This is a genomic window from Hansschlegelia sp. (assembly GCF_035538955.1).
GTDB lineage: Bacteria > Pseudomonadota > Alphaproteobacteria > Rhizobiales > Methylopilaceae > Methylopila.
The window spans coordinates 139,207-155,553 of the sequence record NZ_DATLJK010000014.1; the positions used below are offsets into that span (position 1 = coordinate 139,207).

Consider the following 16,347-nt stretch of genomic DNA (forward strand, 5'->3'; position numbering starts at 1 on the left):
GGATCGTCAGGCGATCCTCTCCTCTCGGATTTCCTCATCCGCCCGCAGCGGCAGGCGCACCAGCACGACCGTGCCGACGCCGACCGTCGAGCGGATGCGCATCGAACCGCCATGCAGCTCGGTCAGCGACTTGGCGATCGCAAGCCCGAGGCCAGAACCCTTGTGGCTCTTGGAGAACTGGTTCTCGACCTGCTCGAACGGGCGGCCCAGCTTGTCGATGGCGTCCTTCGGGATGCCGATGCCGGTGTCCTCGATGTAGAGGTTCATCGCGCCGCCGACCGCTCGGGTTCGGATCGTGACCCGGCCGCCGGCTGGCGTGAACTTCACCGCGTTCGACAGCAGGTTCAGCAGTATCTGCTTGAGCGCCCGGCGGTCGACCTCGACGGTCGCGCCGCAGGCCGCCTCGGCGCGAACCGCGATCGACTTCTCCTCGGCGCGCGGGCTGATCACCCGCATCGCGTCCAGCACCACCTTGTCGATGTCGAGGGTCTCGCGGGCGAGCCGGAATCGGCCGGCCTCGATCTTCGCCATGTCGAGCACGTCGTTGATGACGTCGAGCAGGTAGACGCCGCTCTCGCGGATGTCGCGCAGATACTCGTAGTACTTCTCGGAGCCGAGGGGGCCGAAGAGGCCGGACTCCATGATTTCGGAGAAACCCAGAATGGCGTTCAGCGGCGTGCGGAGCTCGTGGCTGATGTTCGCGAGGAACTCGGACTTCGCCTGGCTGGCGAACTCCGCTTGGCTCTTCTGCTCGGCGTATTTCTCGGCGAGGTCGGCGAGCTGCTGGGCCTGAATTTCGAGCGTCTGACGGGATTTCCTGAGGTCTGCGACATTCGCCATCAGGGCCTTCTCGCTGTCCATCAGGCGCTCTTCCTGACGCTTCAGCGAGGTGATGTCGGTGCCGACCGAGACGAAGCCGCCATCCTTGGTGCGGCGCTCGTTGATGCGCAGCCAGCGGCCGTCCTCGATCTGGGCTTCATAGGACCTGGCGCCGTCCTCGACCCGGCCGTCAGGCCTGACGGAATTCACGATCACCGGCTGGCGGCCTGCGGCGATGATCTCGTCCCGCAGCGTTCCCGGCCGGACCGCCTCGTCCTTCAGTTCATAAAGCTGCTGGAACTTAGAGTTGCAGGTGACGAGCCGGTTGGCGGCGTCCCACAGCACGAACGCCTCCGAGATCGTCTCGATGGCGTCGCGCAGCCTCATGTCGGCGGTCGCGGTGCGCTCGGCCAGCGTGCGGTGCTCGGTGACGTCGACGCAGATGCCGATAAGCCGGATGCCGTCTTCGGCCTTGCCCTGCACGACTTCGGCGCGGGCGCGCAGCCATTTCCACTGGTCCCGCGCGTCCCGCACGCGGAACACGCGGTCGATCGTCGAGGTCCGGCCGGAGGCGACCTCGTCCGCGAGCGCATAGAGGTCGATGTCCTCGGCGTTGACCAGCGAATTGAACTCGCCGAACGACACCAGCTGCTCGCGCGGCGGATGGCCGAGGAGCTCGAACAAGGAGCGCGACCAGAAGATGCGGCCGCGCGCGATGTCCCAGTCGAACAGCCCGCAATGGCCGCGTGACAGGGCGGTCTCTATGCGGTGCTGAACCCGGTCGTAGACGTCGTCGGTGCGGCGCGCGCGGGCGGCTTGCCACTGGAAGGCGAGGCCGAGCAGCGCCAGCACGAACCCGGTCGACGCGTAAAGCGTGACGGACGAACGGGCGCTCGCCCGCCAGGGGGCGAGAGCGTCGTCGACATTCTGAACGAGCGCAATCTGGCCCGGACGGCCCGAAGGAATGTTGCGCACTGTCGCAAGCGCGGCCGCGCCGTCCGGCAGGGTCAGGATCATCACGCCGGCGCGCTCGCCGAAGGTGGTCAGCGGCTGGGCTGCGCCGAGAAGCGTCACCAGATCCGCCGGCGGCTGGCCTTCGGGCGCCCCACTCGACGCCACGATCTTTCCCGTCTCGTCGGCGACGTAGAGCCTTCGGCCGCGTTCGATCGTGTTGACCGGCAGGCTGGCGGCGAGGGCGTCGCCACTCAAGGTTCCGTCGAGCTTCGGCAGCTGCAGGGCGGCCATGGCGGCCAGCGTCGCCATGTCGTCGGAGGCCGCGCGAAGCGCGTGCCGCCGCGCGTCGAGGGCTTGAAGAACGGCTCCGCCGCCGAACACCAGCAGGAACAGGACGATCAGGATCGGGACGCTGCGACGCACGATCGGCTCGATCGGCGCGAGATCTGGCCGCGGCAGCTTGAGCCAGCCTTTTGCGACATGCTGTGCGCCGCGGCGCAAAGGCATACCCGCTACGGTGGCGCGCGCCATCGCAGTTTCCTTCCCGAACAATACTGGAGAAAGTCGATTCGGGAACCCCCACGCGTCGAATCGACTTTCATATTAGAATCAATTCGGTAGCCTGCTGTCCAGTGCGAATTAATCCCTCATTAAATACTTTGCCGCCCGCAGCGGAAAAGCTGAGTCAATAGAATCGCTTGCCGCGTGATCAGGCCGCGAGAGCGCGTCGGACAATGTCGCCGACGTCGGCGGAAAGCTTCGGCAGCGCGGCGAGCCGCCGGAGCGCCGCTTCAGCAAGCCCCCGCCGCTGCGGTTCGAGCGCGCGCCAGGTGCGGAACGCGCCGAGAAGCCGCGCCGCGACCTGCGGATTGGTGGCGTCGAGCTCGGTCACGACGTCCGCAAGGAAGGCGTAGCCACGCCCGTCGGCCTTGTTGAACTGCGTCGGATTGCCCGACGCGAAGGCCCCGATCAGCGAGCGCACCCGGTTCGGGTTTTTCATGTCGAAGAGCGGCGAGGCCATCAGCGACTGGACGCGCTCGAGCGTGTCCGGCAGCGGCGCCGACGCCTGGATCAGAAACCATTTGTCGATCAGCAGAGGGTCGGCCCCGTAGCGCTGCGCGAAGTCCTCGAGCGCGTCCTCCCGCTCGGCTGTCGCGTGAAGCGAGAGAACCTGCAGGGCCATGACGCGGTCGGTCATGTTCTGCGCGCCCGTGTAGAGCTCGAAGGCGCGGGTGACGCCGCTCTGTTCGCCGCCGGCGGCGAGCAGGTCGAGCGCGGCGATCTTGAGCGCGCGCCGACCTGCGGAGGCTGCGTCGGGCGAGTAGGGGCCGCGCTCAGCCAGCCTTTCGAAGGCGGCGGCGAGGGGCTCGGCGAGCCGCGCGCGAAGGCTGGCCTTGAGATATGAGCGGGCGGAGTGGATCGCGTCGGGGTCGACGTCCTCTCCGATCTCGCGCGCCACGTCGCCCTCGCTCGGCAGCGCCGCGATCTGGGCGGCGTAGGCGCAGTCCGTCTCCGCCGGATCGAAGGCGCGGCCGACAGCTTCGGCGAGCCGGGGCTCCTCGAGCGGTTCGCGGCCTTCGCGGAGAGCCGTGACGCCGGCGACCAGATTGCGCAGCGCCACCGTTTGAACCGCCTGCCAGCGGTTGAACGGGTCGCTGTCCAGCCGGGCGAGGAACAGGAGGTCCTCATCCGTCTGGTCGGAGCGGATCTTCACAGGCGCGGAGAAGTTGCGGAACAGCGACGGCACCGGGCGGCGCTCGACGTTCTCGAACACCACGCGGGTGTTCTCCTCAATGAGCGCGATCACCGGGCCTGCCGGCGCGCCGTCCACCATGAGAGGAAGGTCCCTGCCGTCCTCCCCGACCAGCCCGAGCGCCAGCGGGATCACCACCGGCAGCTTCACATGCTGGCCGGGCGTCGGCGGCGTCTTCTGCGAGGCGTCGATCGTGAAGGTCTTGCAGTCCGGGTCGTAGGCGGTGCGGATGTCGACCTCCGGCGTTCCCGCCTGGTCGTACCAGCGCAGAAACTGGCTCATGTCGCGGCCGGAGACTTCGGCGAAGCAGGCGATGAACTCCTCGATCGTGCAGGCCTGGCCGTCGTGACGGTCGAAATACAGGTCCATGCCTTCCCGGAAGGCCTCGGCGCCGATCAGCGTCTTGAGCATGCGGATCACCTCCGCGCCCTTCTCGTAGACCGTCGGCGTGTAGAAGTTGTTGATCTCGTGGTAGATTTGCGGGCGCACTGGATGCGCGAGGGGACCTGCGTCCTCGGCGAACTGGACTGCGCGCAGGCCGCGCACGTCCGAGATGCGCTTCACGGAACGCGACCGCATGTCGGAGGTGAACTCCTGGTCGCGGAATACCGTCAGCCCCTCCTTGAGGCAGAGCTGGAACCAGTCGCGGCAGGTGATGCGGTTGCCCGTCCAGTTGTGGAAGTATTCGTGGGCGATGATCGCCTCGATATTCGCGTAGTCGCCGTCGGTCGCAGTTTCTGGGCTCGCCAGGACGTACTTGTCGTTGAAGACGTTCAGTCCCTTGTTCTCCATGGCGCCCATGTTGAAGTAGGACACCGCCACGACCATGAAGACGTCGAGGTCGTATTCGCGGCCGAACGTCTCCTCGTCCCAGCGCATGGAGGCCTTGATCGACTCCATCGCGTGATGCGCGCGCTCCTCCTTGCCATGCTCGACGAACACCTTGAGCGCGACGCGTCGTCCGCTCATCGTGACGAACTCGTCTTCGAGGACGCCAAGGTCGCCGGCGACAAGAGCGAACAGGTAGGACGGCTTCGGATGCGGGTCGTGCCACACCGCGAAGTGTCGGCCGTCGCCGGCCGATCCGGTCTCCACCAGATTGCCGTTGGACAGCAGGATCGGCGTTTCGGCCTCTGATCCCTCGATCCGGGTGGTGTAGACGGCGAGCACGTCGGGCCGGTCGAGAAAATACGTGATGCGGCGGAAGCCCTCCGCCTCGCATTGGGTGCAGTAGGCGCCGTTCGAGCGATAAAGGCCCATCAGACGGGTGTTCGCCGACGGATTGACGAGCGTCGTCACCGTCAGCTCGAACGGCCCGCGCGGCGGATTGGCGAGCGTCAGCGAGGAGGGGGTGACGTCGAGATCGTCGACCCTGAGCGGCGCGCCGTCGAGCTCGGCGGAGACGAGATTGAGGTCTTCGCCATCGAGCTTGAGCGCAGCGTTGTCGCGACCGAGCGGGTTCGGTCGGATCGCGAGCCGCGCCGTCACCCGCGTGGCTTCCCTGTCGAGATGCACGTCGAGATGCACGGTGTCGATGAGGAAGTCCGAAGGCCGATATTCGGCGAGACGGACTGGGCGTGGATCCTCGGCGCGCATCGGCTTTGCTCCGGCGGGTGGGGCGTGAGCGTGGCGCTCGGTTTAGGCCTCTGGCGCGTCAGCGCGCAAGCCAGGCGCCGGGCGCGGCGGCGCGCCGGTCATCTCAGCGGCCAGACGAACATGAGCATCGGCACCGCCACCAGCACGACGAGCAGCGACAGCGGCGCTCCGAGCCGCGCATAGTCGCCGTAGCGATAGCCTCCCGGCCCCATGACGAGCGTGTTGCACTGGTGGCCGATCGGCGTGAGGAAATCGCACCCGGCCCCGATCGCCACCGCCATCAGGAAGGCGTCCGGTCTGAAGCCGAGCTGGGTGGCGAACTGCGCGGCGATCGGCGCCATGACCAGCACGGTCGCGGCGTTGTTGAGGAACGGCGTCACCGCCATTGCGGCGACCAGGATCAGCGCGAGGGCGCCGTATGGCGGCAGCGCCTGCGCAACCTGCGAGAGCCATCCGGCCACGAGCTCCGCGGCGCCTGTCGTGCGCACGGAGTCGCTGACCGGTATCAGCGCCGCCAGCATCACGAGGATCGGCGCGTCCAGGCTGCGATAGGCGTCGCGCGCCGGCAGCGCGCCGGTCGCCACCATGAGCGCCGCCGCTGTGAAGAAGGCGACCGGCACGGTCGTGAGGCTGAGCGTGGTCGCCAGCATGGCGCCGGCGAGGATGATGACCGGCAGCAGTCCCCGCCGGGAGATGCCGAGGTGCAACTCCCGCTCCGCAAGCGGGAGGCAATCCCACTCGCGCAGCAGCTCAGTCAGTCTGGCGCGGTCGCCCCTGAGCAGGATGACGTCGCCAGCCGCAAGCGTGATGTCGTGCAGGCGCTCGGTGAAGCGCTTGTCGCGGCGGCTCACGGCGAGCAGTTCGACGCCGGTCCGATGAAACAGCGCGAGGCGCTCGGCCGATGCGCCGACGAAAGAGGAGCGCGGGCCGATGATGGCTTCGACCGATCCGATGTCGGTCTCGGGCTCGCCTGCGCGAGCGCTTGCGAGCTTCAGCTTGCCGCGGGCCACGATCCGGTCGAGCGCGGCGGGGTCGCCCTCGATCAGCAGCGAGTCGCCGGCGAGCAGCTTCGCATCGGGCATCGGCGTGCGACGGCGCCCTCGGGCGTCGACGATCGAGGTGACCATCGCGTCGCCGGAAGCCAGAGCCGCGAGGTCCCGGACCGTCGCCACGGCGGCCACCGTATCCTCCGTCACCTGGGCTTCGGTGACGTAGTTCTTGATCTCGATCGCCTCCTCCACGTCCGCTCCGGCGCGCTCGCGGTTTGGCAGGAGGCGGTAGGCGAAGGCGAGGAAGCACACGCCGACCAGCGCGAGCGTGACGCCGACTGGCGTGAAGTCGAACATCGAGAACGGCGTGCCGGTCATCTCGCCGCGGACGCGCGAGACGATGACGTTTGGCGATGTGCCGATCTGCGTCATCAGCCCGCCGAGCAGCGAACCGAAGGCCATGGGCATCAGGTAGAGCGAGGCCGAGACGCCGGAGCGGCGCGCCATCTGGATCGCGATCGGCATCATGATCGCGAGCGCGCCGACATTCTTCACGAAGGCCGAAAGGACAGTGACGATCACAACGAGAAGGAGCAGTTGCGCTCGCGACGAGGTGAGGTTCGGCGCGAAGCGCTGGACGGCGGCCTCCATCAGGCCCGAGCGCGAGATCGCGCCACTCACCACAAGCGCGCTGCCGACGATGATGACGATGTCGTCGGAGAAGCCCGCAAAGGCCTCGGAAGGCTTCACCACGCCCGCGAGCAGGGCGGCGAGAAGCGCGCCCACGGCCACGACGTCATAGCGGAATCGGCCCCACACGAAGGCTGCCATCATCAGCCCGATGATGGCGAAGGACAGCGTTTGCGGGAGCGTCATGAGGGCGCGCGGCCTCTCCGGGAGAGGCGGCGCGCGAAGGCGAGGGACGGTAACTGGCGGGGGCGCTTCATCGGCCGGCAGATAGCGCCGCCGGAGCCGGCGGCGATGAGCCGCCGCCGGCGATTTTTCGCATCAGCGCAGCGCGCGATCGAGAACGCGCGCCAGCCGGGCGGAGAAATCCTGCGGGTCCGCCGGCCGCTCGCCGTCGAGGATGCGCGCCTCGTCGAGCAGCAACGCGACCGCGTCGCGGCGCAACTCCTGGTCGTCCTTCGCAGCCAGCGCCAGAATGAGCCCGTGGTTGGGGTTGATCTCGAGGATCGGTTTGGCCGCGGCGCCCGCGCGTCCGGCGCTTGCGAGGATTTTCTCGAGTTGCCTGTCGGGGCCGCTGTCGGGAGCGACGAGACAGACCGGGCTCTCCGTCAGCCGGTCCGAGGCGCGCACATCCGCGACTTGGTCGCCGAGCGACGCCTTTGCGAAAGCGATGAAATCGGAGACGGATTGCGGGGTCTCGGGCGCGGGCTCGTCCGTGGCGTCCGGCTTCTTGATCAGAGCCAGATCGGCGGCGCCTTGCGTCACTGACTTGAACGGCTTGCCCTCATAGCCGTCGAGCGTCGTCACCCAGAAACTGTCGACGGGGTCCGAGAGCAGCAACACCTCGACGCCTCGGGCGCGAAAACCCTCGAGATGGGGCGACGTGCGCAGCCGCTCCGACTCCCCGCCAGCCAGGTAGTAGATCGCGGTCTGGTTCTCCTTGAGGTCGGCGACATAGTCCTTGAGCGAGCGCCAGCCGTCACCCGAGGCCGTGGTGCGGAAGCGCGACAGGCCGAGCAGCTGCGCGCGCCGCTCGTAATCCTCGTAGAGGCCTTCCTTGATCACCGGCCCGAACGCAGACCAGATCGTCTCGAATGTCGGCGCGTCGCTCTCCGCGAGCTTCTCCAGATCGCCCAGCACGCGGTTCGTGAGACCCTTCCGGATCGCGCCGAGGATCGGGCTTTCCTGGATCATCTCGCGCGACACGTTGAGCGGCAGGTCGGCGCTGTCCACCAGTCCGCGCACGAAGCGCAGGTAGCGCGGCAGAAGCTCGGCGTCGTCGGTGATGAACACCCGGCGGACGTAGAGCTTCATGCGCCCCTTGCGGTCCGGATCGAACAGATCGAAGGGCTGGCTCGATGGGACGAAAGCAAGCGCGGTGTACTCGTGGCGACCTTCGGCGCGGTAGTGCACCGTCATCGCCGGTTCGTCGAAGGCGCCGCCGAGGCCGCGGTAGAATTCGGCGTAGTCCTCCTTCGAGATCTCCGCCTTCGGCCGGGTCCAGAGCGCCGCGCCGTCGGCGAGTTCGACAGGCTCGGCGCCCGGCTTCTCGACGAGAAAGATCGGCACCGGCACATGACCGGACTGCGCCTTGATCGTCCCCTCGAGCGTCCAGCGCTCGGCGTAGCGGGCTGCGTCCTCGAGCAGGTGCAGGATGACGCGCGTGCCGCGCGCCGGCGCCTCCTCAAGCGCCGCAGGCGCCACGGAGAACGTGCCCTTGCCATCCGAGATCCACGTCCAGGCTTCCTGCGAGCCGGCGCGGCGGGAGACGACCTCGACGCGGTCCGCGACCATGAAGGCGGAGTAGAAGCCGACGCCGAACTGCCCGATCAACTGGGCGCCTTCCTTCGCCTGCGCGGCTTCGATCCTGTCGACAAACGCCTTGGTGCCGGAGCGCGCGATGGTGCCGAGCGCCTCCACCATCTCGTCCCGGCTCATGCCCACGCCGTTGTCCTCGACCACAAGGCGGCGCGCTTCCGCATCGGCAAGGACGGTGATCCGGGGCTTCGGGTCGTCGCCCAGCAGAGCGGGCGTCTCGATGGCCTCGAAGCGCAGCTTCTCGCAGGCGTCGGCGGCGTTCGAGACCAGCTCCCGAAGGAAGACGTCCTTGTCCGAATAGACCGAGTGCACCATCAGGTGCAGCAGCTTGGCGACGTCGGCCTCGAAGGCGCGGCTTTCGGTCTGCGTGGGTTGCGTCTCAGCGTCGGCGGTCACGGTCGAGCTCCCCTGGCGGAAATCCGGCGTCGAGATGGCTGGAACGGCGCCGAAGTTCAAGAGCGGCGCCGTGGTCTCGCCCTCTTCCAAAAGACGCCAGCGGTTTCGGCCGCAACGGAACAAGCGGTCCGCGATCTCGTTGCTGTCGTGGAGCAGGGAGAGCCAGATGGCCAGCGTGCAATACGAGATCGTCGAGCATAATGACGGCTGGGCCTACAAGCTCGGCGACGTCTTCTCCGAAACGTTTCCTTCGCGAGAAGCGGCTCACGCCGCGGCCGAGCGCGCGGCGCGCGAGCAGCGCCTCCCGGGCGAGGACACCGACATCCAGTACGAGGACGCGCGCGGTCAGTGGCGCGTGGAGCACGCCTCCGGCGACGACCGGCCAAACACCACGGTGAAGGACTGACGAACGCCGCCATCGTGGAGCAAGAGTCCCGGTTCGACTGCATCATCGTCGGCGGCGGCCCCGGAGGGCTGATCGCCGCGACTTACCTCGCGCGGTTCCGCCGGCGCGTGATCGTCGTAGACGACGGTCACAGCCGCGCCCGGTGGATCCCGGTCAGTCACAACATGCCGGCCTTCCCGCACGGGGTCTCGGGACGGGATCTGCTGGAGCGGCTGCGCGAGCAGGCCCAGCGCTACGGCGCCACGCTGCGCCAGGGGCAGGTGGAGCGGCTCGGCCGCGAGGAGGGCGGCTTCCGGGCGTCATGCGGCGGCTTTGAGCTGACAGCTCCCGCCGTCATTCTTGCGACGGGCGTCAAGGACCGTGTGCTCGACGCACCCGGCGTCGAGGAAGCCATCGAAGACGGCCGGATCAGGCTGTGCCCGGTCTGCGATGGCTTCGAAGCGAGCGGCCGAGACGTCGGGGTTATCGGGCCGCTGGATCGGGCGCTCGCCGAGGGAGACTTTCTCACGACGTTTACTGACCGCGTCACGGTCGTGGCCTATCCGGCGGCTGAGGCTGGCGTCACGCCTGAGCCGCGCGCGGGCGTCAAGGTCGCGCACGCGCCCTTGGCGGCGCTGGAGCTCACCGGCCCCTGCGTCGCCGCGCTCGCCGACGGCGCCCGCCTGACCTTCGACATGCTGTATTTCGCGATGGGCAACGAGCCGCAATCGGCGCTCGCGATGTCGCTCGGCGCGGCGTGCAACAAGGTCGGCTGCATCGAGACCGACGCGCACCAGAAGACCACGACGCCGGGCCTCTATGCTGTCGGAGACGTCGTCGACGAGCTCAACCAGATCTCGGTCGCCGCCGGTCATGCGGCGCTCGCCGCGACCGACATTCACAATCAGCTCAGGGCCGGAGCGCTCGGTTCGGTCTAGGCGGGATCCGGCGCTGGGACGTCGCGGCGGCGCCGCGCGCGCTCCTGGGTCTCCGCGACAGATTTCGCTGTATGCACGACCCGGTTCACGACCTGCAGGTTGGGGGCGCCCCAATAGCCCAGCAGCTCCGGCCACGGCAGGTCCCGTCGATCGCGCCAGACTTCGTAGAGCGGGACGCGGTGGTCCACCTCAGCGGTCCGAAGCAGCCGCTTGTCGGAGATCGCGCATCTGTGGCGCTGGACGCGCGCAAGCAGCCGCCGCTGCTCGCTCGGCGCGTTCCAGAGCTTCCACGCGACGACGCAGCAAGCGTGCCACGCGGCCCGCTGATTGACCACGCCGGCGCTCCATCGGTCGCGGTGCCAGCCGAGGCGAAACACCGGCTGGCCGCAGACCACGCACCGACCCGGTTGCGCCTCCTGTTTTGGAAGCCGGTAGGGCAGGGGCGGGACCCGCAAGCCGGTCGCGCGCGCGTCCGCGAGCGTCCAACGCCAGTCCGCGGGCGCGCCGCTCATGGCCGCGAGGGCCCGAGCCAGCCGATCGGCCCGTAACGGGTGCGCGCGCCAGAATCCGTCGACTGCGGCGCGCGGCGTTCGCGGCGTCCAGCGCGCCTGCAGCGCATGAGCGAGCACCGCAGAGGGCAGTGCGGCGCGCGGCGCCTGCAGCGCGACCGCAGCGCGCTCGTTCCAGGCCGCCCGGCGTTCTTCGAGTCTCATTCCGACTTACCCCTCGCCGACTCAGGCATGAGACTCGGCCGCTCTGCGTTACGGAATTCTGAGCGGAACGGCAGGCCCTGAATCGCGCCTTGGGACGCGCCGTTCTGGACAAGGCGGGCCGCGCGGACCATACCGTTGCGCGCAGAACCATCGAGGCCAGTCGACCCATGTCGCTGATGAGCGTCCTGACCGACATCTTCACCTGGTGGAACAAGGCCACCGTGGGCACGCGCTTCGCGCTGTCGCGGGGCGGCGAGTTCGTCGGCGAGGACGAGTTCGGCAACCGCTACTACCGGCTGCCGAACGACCCGAAGAAGAACGCGGCCTTCGGCAGCGAACGGCGCTGGGTGGTCTATTCGGGTTATGCCGAGGCGTCGGCGATCCCGCCCGGCTGGCACGGCTGGATCCACCACACCGTGAACGCGCCGCCCGCGAACGAGAATTATGTGCCGCGCGAGTGGGAGAAGCGTCACCGGAAGAACAAGACCGGCACCCCCGAAGCGTACCGCCCGCAGGGGTCGGCTCTCTCGGCGCGCAAGCGTCCCGCCGCCACGGGCGACTACAAGGCTTGGTCTCCCGAGGACTGACGACCCGCCGCGCCCGCGGCGTGGTTGTAGGCTGCTTCGGCGTCCAAACCCGTCCTTCACTGATCGCCGCGAGAGTTCCTGTCCGTGCCCGCACGTCGCGTAACGATCGCCCTGCCGCTCATTCTGCTGTGCGCGCCGGCTTACGCCCAGAACCCAGGGGCCTCCACGCTCGACACGCCGCCCAAAGCCGCCAAGCCCGAGATCATCGCCCCGACGCCGCGGATCTCGAACCCTGTGGCGGTGTTCAACGGGCTGGACAAGATCACGGGCCGCGTCACCGAGTTCGATGCGCCGATCGACAAGACGGCCACCTTTGGGGCGCTCAAGGTGACGCCGCATGTCTGCTACACGCGGCCGCCGACCGAAGCGCCGAACACGACGTCCTACGTCGACGTCGAAGAGATCACGTTGAACGACGAGCGGCGGAAGATCTTTTCAGGCTGGATGTTCGCCTCCAGCCCCGGCCTGTCGGGCGTCGAACACCCGATCTACGATGTGTGGCTGGTCGACTGCAAAGGCGGCGCGCGGCCGGAGGCGCCGCAGGGGCCGACGCTCGGGGAATAGCCGCAGCGGCAAGCGTCAGGCCCCGGCGTCGCCTGGCTCGTTCGACCGGTAGGGCGGCCGCGGAATCTCCATATGCGCGGTCCGCAGCGCTTGCGACCAGCGCTCGCGCAGATCGACGAAATACCGATCGTTCGGCTCGATCCTGAAGTCGAGCTCCGGCGTCAGCGCGTCCTTTCTGAGCACGAGAACGTCGATCGGCGGACCCACTCCGAGGTTCGACCGCATCGTCGAGTCCATCGAAATCAGGCCGATCTTCAGCGCGTCGTAGAGATCCGTCTCGTAGGTCACAGCCCGGTCGAGGATCGGCTTGCCGTATTTGTGCTCGCCGATCTGGAAATAGGGCGTGTCCGGCGTCACCTCGATGAAGTTGCCGGCCGCATAGATCATGAAGAGCCGGATGCGGCCGCCGGCGACCTGGCCGCCGAACAGCAGCTGCACGTCGAACCGCGCCGTCATCTGCTCCAGGCTCGCGCCATCGACGCGCCAGACTTCGCGCACGGCTCGGCCGACGAGCTGGGCGGCCTTGAACATGGTCGGCTGGCTTTCGAGCGTCTCGAGCTCACCCGTCTCCGGGTTCTCGACGCCCTCGGCGAGCATCGAGATCACGGACTGGCTCACCGACAGATTGCCCGACGTCGCGATCGCGAGCGTGCGTCGGCCGGGCTCGGAAACGATCTTGAGCTTGCGGAAAACCGCGATGTTGTCGATGCCCGCATTGGTGCGGGTGTCGGCGATCATGACCAGTCCGTCACGGACCAGGATACCAACGCAGTAGGTCATTTACGCGCCCCGACCACAGAAGCCGCAGACGCTATCAAGAGTCCCGCCGACGCGCCAACGTGCAGGATGCCGCGCTGCCCCAAAATAGGGCGCCGCACGGCGCGCTAGGAGCGTCGATAGCTTCGCGAAGCCCGTGCGTCCTCAACCAGAACGGCCATTTCGAGCGTCTCGCCCGATCCGCCGTAGCGGGAGCCGCGAACAGGCGCCGCGCCGAGATAGTCGAGGCCGATTGCCACCCGGACATGCGACTCGGTGGGGCAGGCGCCCTCGGCGGGATCGAAGCCGACCCATCCAAGATGCGGCACATAGGCCTCCGCCCACCCGTGCATGGAGTCCTGCGACGCGCAGCCTTCGCGGCGGACATAGCCGCTGACGTAGCGCGCAGGGATCCGGAGGCGTCGCGCGGCCGTCAGGAAGACGTGGGTCAGGTCCTGCGCGCCCCCGCGCTTCACCCGGAAAGCCTCGGCTGCCGTCGTGACGCCGTCGGGAAGCCCTGGCGCGAACGCTATTTCGGCGTGGAGGCGGTCCAGCAGTCCGTGCAGAGCGGCGAGCTCACCATCTCCGGCGCTTGACCGAACGTCCTCGGCGAAGGCGGAAATCTCCTGGTCATGCGCCGTGAGAGGCGTTTCCCGCAGGTAGAGCGAAGGCGGGAAGCGCTCGGCCGCGCGCGCCACGACGCCCGCGTTGTCCTGCGTGTCGACCTCGCCCTCGACCAGCACCGTGAGCTCGTCGAGCGGTCCCTCGGCGGCAAAGACATGGGTCTGGTTGCCGAACGCGTCCTCGGCGGCGCGCAGGCGGCAGTTGCGATCGACGTCGAGCCGCCAGCGCACGACGTGCTGGCCGTCATGGCCTCGAGGCCACAGGCGCAGCGTCTGGATGACGGAAGCGGCCGGCGTCTCGAAGCGGTAGGTCGTCTCGTGGCGGATGGTCAGGCGCATGGGTCTAGGCGAGGTACTGCTCGTGGACCGCGGCGCCCAGCTGATTGTTGTCGGCGATGAAGTCCGTGATGAACTCGTGAAGACCCTTCTGGAAGACGTCGCGGATGTCGGCGTTCTCGAGACGGACCCGGCAGTTGCGCGCGATCCGTTGGGCCGGCCCCTGCCGGCCGTAGGCGCGAGCCAGCTGGTCGAGGTGGCGGACGAGCTCACCGTAGCAGGCCGCCAGAGAGCGGGGCATCTGGTCGTTCAGGATCAGCAGATCGGCGATCAGCCACGGCTTCACGCTTTCGCGGTAGACCCAGTGGTAGCTCGTCACGGCGGAAACGGCGCGCAGGATCGCCTGCCACTGGTAGTAGTCGAGGCCGCCGCCGACCTCGCCCTGCTCGGGCAGCAGCAGGTGGTACTTCACGTCGAGGATACGCGCGGTGTTGTCGGCGCGCTCGAGCAGCATGCCGATGCGCGAGAAATCATAGATGTCGTTGCGCAGCATGGTCCGGGAGGCGGAGCCGTCGAACCGCAACCCGATCTCCTTCACCCAGCCTAAGAACCGGGCCAGCTCTTCGCCTGCGAGCCGCCTGTCGGCGAGCCGGCGCAGTTCGATCCAGGCGCCGTTGATGGTCTCCCACATCTCCATCGTAAGCGCCGTCCGGACGGAGCGGGCGTTGTGCCGCGCCGTCTCGAAGCAGTTCAGGATCGAGGAGGGGTTGTCACGATCAAAGGCCAGATAGGAGACCACAGAGTCGTGGTCGGCTTCTTCGTTCTTGGCGTAGAAGCCCTGGGCGCAGCCCGCGGTCGCGACGGCGCTTTCCCATTCGTTGGTCTGGCCGCCATAGGCCGCAGGCAGCGACGCAAGACGCTGGGTCGCCTCGAGAATGCGCGCCAGCGCCTCAGCCCGTTCGATGTAGCGGGACAGCCAGAACAGATTGTCGGCGGTGCGGCTCAGCATGGCGTCACGCGCAGGCGGGGCTGAGGGAGGACGGGGACGGCGCTCATTCGTCCAGCACCCAGGTGTCCTTGGTGCCGCCGCCCTGGCTCGAATTCACCACCAGCGAGCCTTCGCGCATCGCCACGCGGGTCAGGCCGCCCGGCACGATCCGCACGCCGTTCGATCCAGTCAGAACGAAGGGGCGCAGGTCGACGTGGCGGGGCGAGACGCCGGATTCGACGTAGGTGGGGCAGGTCGACAGCGCGAGCGTCGGCTGCGCGATGAACCCGCCGGGCGAGGCCTTCAGCTTCGCCCGAAAGAGCTCGATCTGTTCCTTCGAGGCGTGCGGCCCGACCAGCATCCCATAGCCGCCCGAACCGTGGACTTCCTTGACGACAAGCTCGTCGAGATGATCGAGCACGTAGGAGAGCGCCTCCGGCTCCCGGCAGCGATAGGTCGGCACGTTCTTCAGGATCGGCTCGGCGCCGAGATAGAACCGGATGATCTCCGGCATGTAGCTGTAGATCGCCTTGTCGTCCGCCACGCCGGTCCCGATGGCGTTGGTCAGCGTGACGTTGCCGGCGTGGTAGGCGCTCATCAGGCCCGGCACGCCGAGCGCGCTGTCGGGGCGGAACACCAGCGGGTCGAGGAACTCGTCGTCGATTCGCCGGTAGATCACGTCGACGCGCTGCGGCCCTTCCGTCGTGCGCATGTAGACGACGTCGTCGCGCACGAAGAGATCGCGCCCCTCGACCAGCTCGATGCCGAGCTTGTCGGCCAGGAACGAGTGCTCGTAATAGGCCGAGTTGTAGACGCCGGGGGTCAGCAGCACGACCACCGGCTCGGCCGAACTCGTGCGCGGCGCGAGCGAGCGCAGCGTGGCGAGCAGCTCGTCGGCGTAGCGCTCCACCGGCGCGACCCGGTGCTGCGAGAACAGCTCCGGAAACAGCCGGATCATCACCTCGCGGTTCTCCAGCATGTAGGAGACGCCGGAGGGCGTGCGGGCGTTGTCCTCGAGCACGTAGAACGTGTCGGCGTCGACCCGCACCAGGTCGATGCCGGCGATGTGGACCCACAGATCGTGCGGCGGCGTCTTGCCGGCCATCTCGGGCCGGAACGCCTCATTGTGGAAGACCAGCTCCTCCGGGACGATCCCCGCCCTGAGGATCTCCCGCTTTCCGTAGACGTCAGAGATGTAGCGGTTCAGCGCCTCCACCCGCTGAATGAGGCCTTTGGTCAGCGTCGCCCATTCGTCCGCGGTGATGATGCGGGGAATGATGTCGAACGGGATCAGGCGCTCCTGCGCCTGCTGGTCGCCATAGACCGCGAAGGTGATGCCGATGCGGCGGAACAGCAGCTCGGCTTCCTTGACCCGATACTGCAGCAGGTCCGGCGGCGCGGCGGCGAGCCACTCGGCGAGTTTCCTGTACGCGGGGCGAACGCCGCCGTCCGAAAGCGTCATTTCGTCGAAGGCGGGTGGGGGCAAGCGGGCGAGACTCCTTCTG

At 68.0% G+C, this 16,347-nt stretch carries 13 protein-coding genes; 4 read left to right on the plus strand and 9 right to left on the minus strand.

Going from position 1 to position 16,347, the window contains the following annotated elements; all coding sequences use genetic code 11:
• Positions 1–6: 6 nt before the first annotated feature.
• From VM780_RS10120 to htpG, 4 genes are all read right to left on the minus strand, one after another.
• The gene (locus VM780_RS10120) at positions 7–2,304 is read right to left on the minus strand and encodes a PAS domain-containing sensor histidine kinase (protein WP_325447148.1); all 2,298 of its coding nucleotides are present in this window, start codon (positions 2,302–2,304) and stop codon (positions 7–9) included.
• A gap of 178 nt (positions 2,305–2,482) precedes the next feature.
• Positions 2,483–5,122, minus strand: a complete 2,640-nt coding sequence (gene pepN / locus VM780_RS10125) for an aminopeptidase N (protein ID WP_325447149.1) — start codon at positions 5,120–5,122, stop codon at positions 2,483–2,485.
• A 98-nt stretch (positions 5,123–5,220) separates the two neighbouring features.
• Complete coding sequence (locus tag VM780_RS10130) at positions 5,221–6,987, minus strand: SLC13 family permease (RefSeq protein ID WP_325447150.1); 1,767 nt, start codon at positions 6,985–6,987, stop codon at positions 5,221–5,223.
• A 132-nt stretch (positions 6,988–7,119) separates the two neighbouring features.
• Positions 7,120–9,012 (minus strand): molecular chaperone HtpG, encoded by a 1,893-nt coding sequence (gene htpG, locus VM780_RS10135; RefSeq protein ID WP_325447151.1) that lies wholly within the window; start codon positions 9,010–9,012, stop codon positions 7,120–7,122.
• 166 nt (positions 9,013–9,178) lie between these two features.
• Between htpG and VM780_RS10140 the strand changes: the two genes are divergently transcribed.
• Positions 9,179–9,418, plus strand: a complete 240-nt coding sequence (locus VM780_RS10140) for a DUF2188 domain-containing protein (RefSeq protein WP_325447152.1) — start codon at positions 9,179–9,181, stop codon at positions 9,416–9,418.
• Positions 9,419–9,432: 14 nt separating this feature from the next.
• Positions 9,433–10,335: an NAD(P)/FAD-dependent oxidoreductase gene (locus tag VM780_RS10145; RefSeq protein WP_325447153.1), complete on the plus strand. Its 903-nt coding sequence runs from the start codon at positions 9,433–9,435 to the stop codon at positions 10,333–10,335.
• Here the strand turns inward: VM780_RS10145 and VM780_RS10150 are convergent.
• Positions 10,332–11,048 (minus strand): hypothetical protein, encoded by a 717-nt coding sequence (locus VM780_RS10150; protein ID WP_325447154.1) that lies wholly within the window; start codon positions 11,046–11,048, stop codon positions 10,332–10,334. The genes VM780_RS10145 and VM780_RS10150 overlap by 4 nt on opposite strands.
• A 167-nt stretch (positions 11,049–11,215) precedes the next feature.
• On the opposite strand from VM780_RS10150, the gene VM780_RS10155 reads away from it, so the two are divergent.
• On the plus strand, positions 11,216–11,635 hold the full coding sequence (locus VM780_RS10155) for an NADH:ubiquinone oxidoreductase subunit NDUFA12 (protein ID WP_325447155.1): 420 nt from the start codon (positions 11,216–11,218) through the stop codon (positions 11,633–11,635).
• 84 nt (positions 11,636–11,719) lie between these two features.
• Positions 11,720–12,199, plus strand: coding sequence for a DUF2155 domain-containing protein (locus VM780_RS10160; protein ID WP_325447156.1), 480 nt, complete (start codon positions 11,720–11,722; stop codon positions 12,197–12,199).
• Positions 12,200–12,214: 15 nt separating this feature from the next.
• On the opposite strand, the gene VM780_RS10165 is transcribed toward VM780_RS10160, so the two are convergent.
• The 4 genes from VM780_RS10165 to VM780_RS10180 all read right to left on the minus strand — a co-directional run bounded on the left by VM780_RS10165 (position 12,215) and on the right by VM780_RS10180 (position 16,304).
• Complete coding sequence (locus VM780_RS10165; protein WP_325447157.1) at positions 12,215–12,979, minus strand: peptidase; 765 nt, start codon at positions 12,977–12,979, stop codon at positions 12,215–12,217.
• Positions 12,980–13,083: 104 nt separating this feature from the next.
• Entirely contained in the window at positions 13,084–13,917 is an 834-nt protein-coding gene (locus VM780_RS10170) for a transglutaminase family protein (protein WP_325447158.1), read from the minus strand.
• A gap of 4 nt (positions 13,918–13,921) precedes the next feature.
• Positions 13,922–14,863: an alpha-E domain-containing protein gene (locus tag VM780_RS10175; protein WP_325447159.1), complete on the minus strand. Its 942-nt coding sequence runs from the start codon at positions 14,861–14,863 to the stop codon at positions 13,922–13,924.
• 43 nt (positions 14,864–14,906) lie between these two features.
• Positions 14,907–16,304 carry a circularly permuted type 2 ATP-grasp protein gene (locus tag VM780_RS10180; protein ID WP_325447580.1) on the minus strand — a complete coding sequence of 466 codons (1,398 nt, stop codon included), beginning with the start codon at positions 16,302–16,304 and terminating at the stop codon, positions 14,907–14,909.
• Between the last annotated feature and the right edge of the window lie 43 nt (positions 16,305–16,347).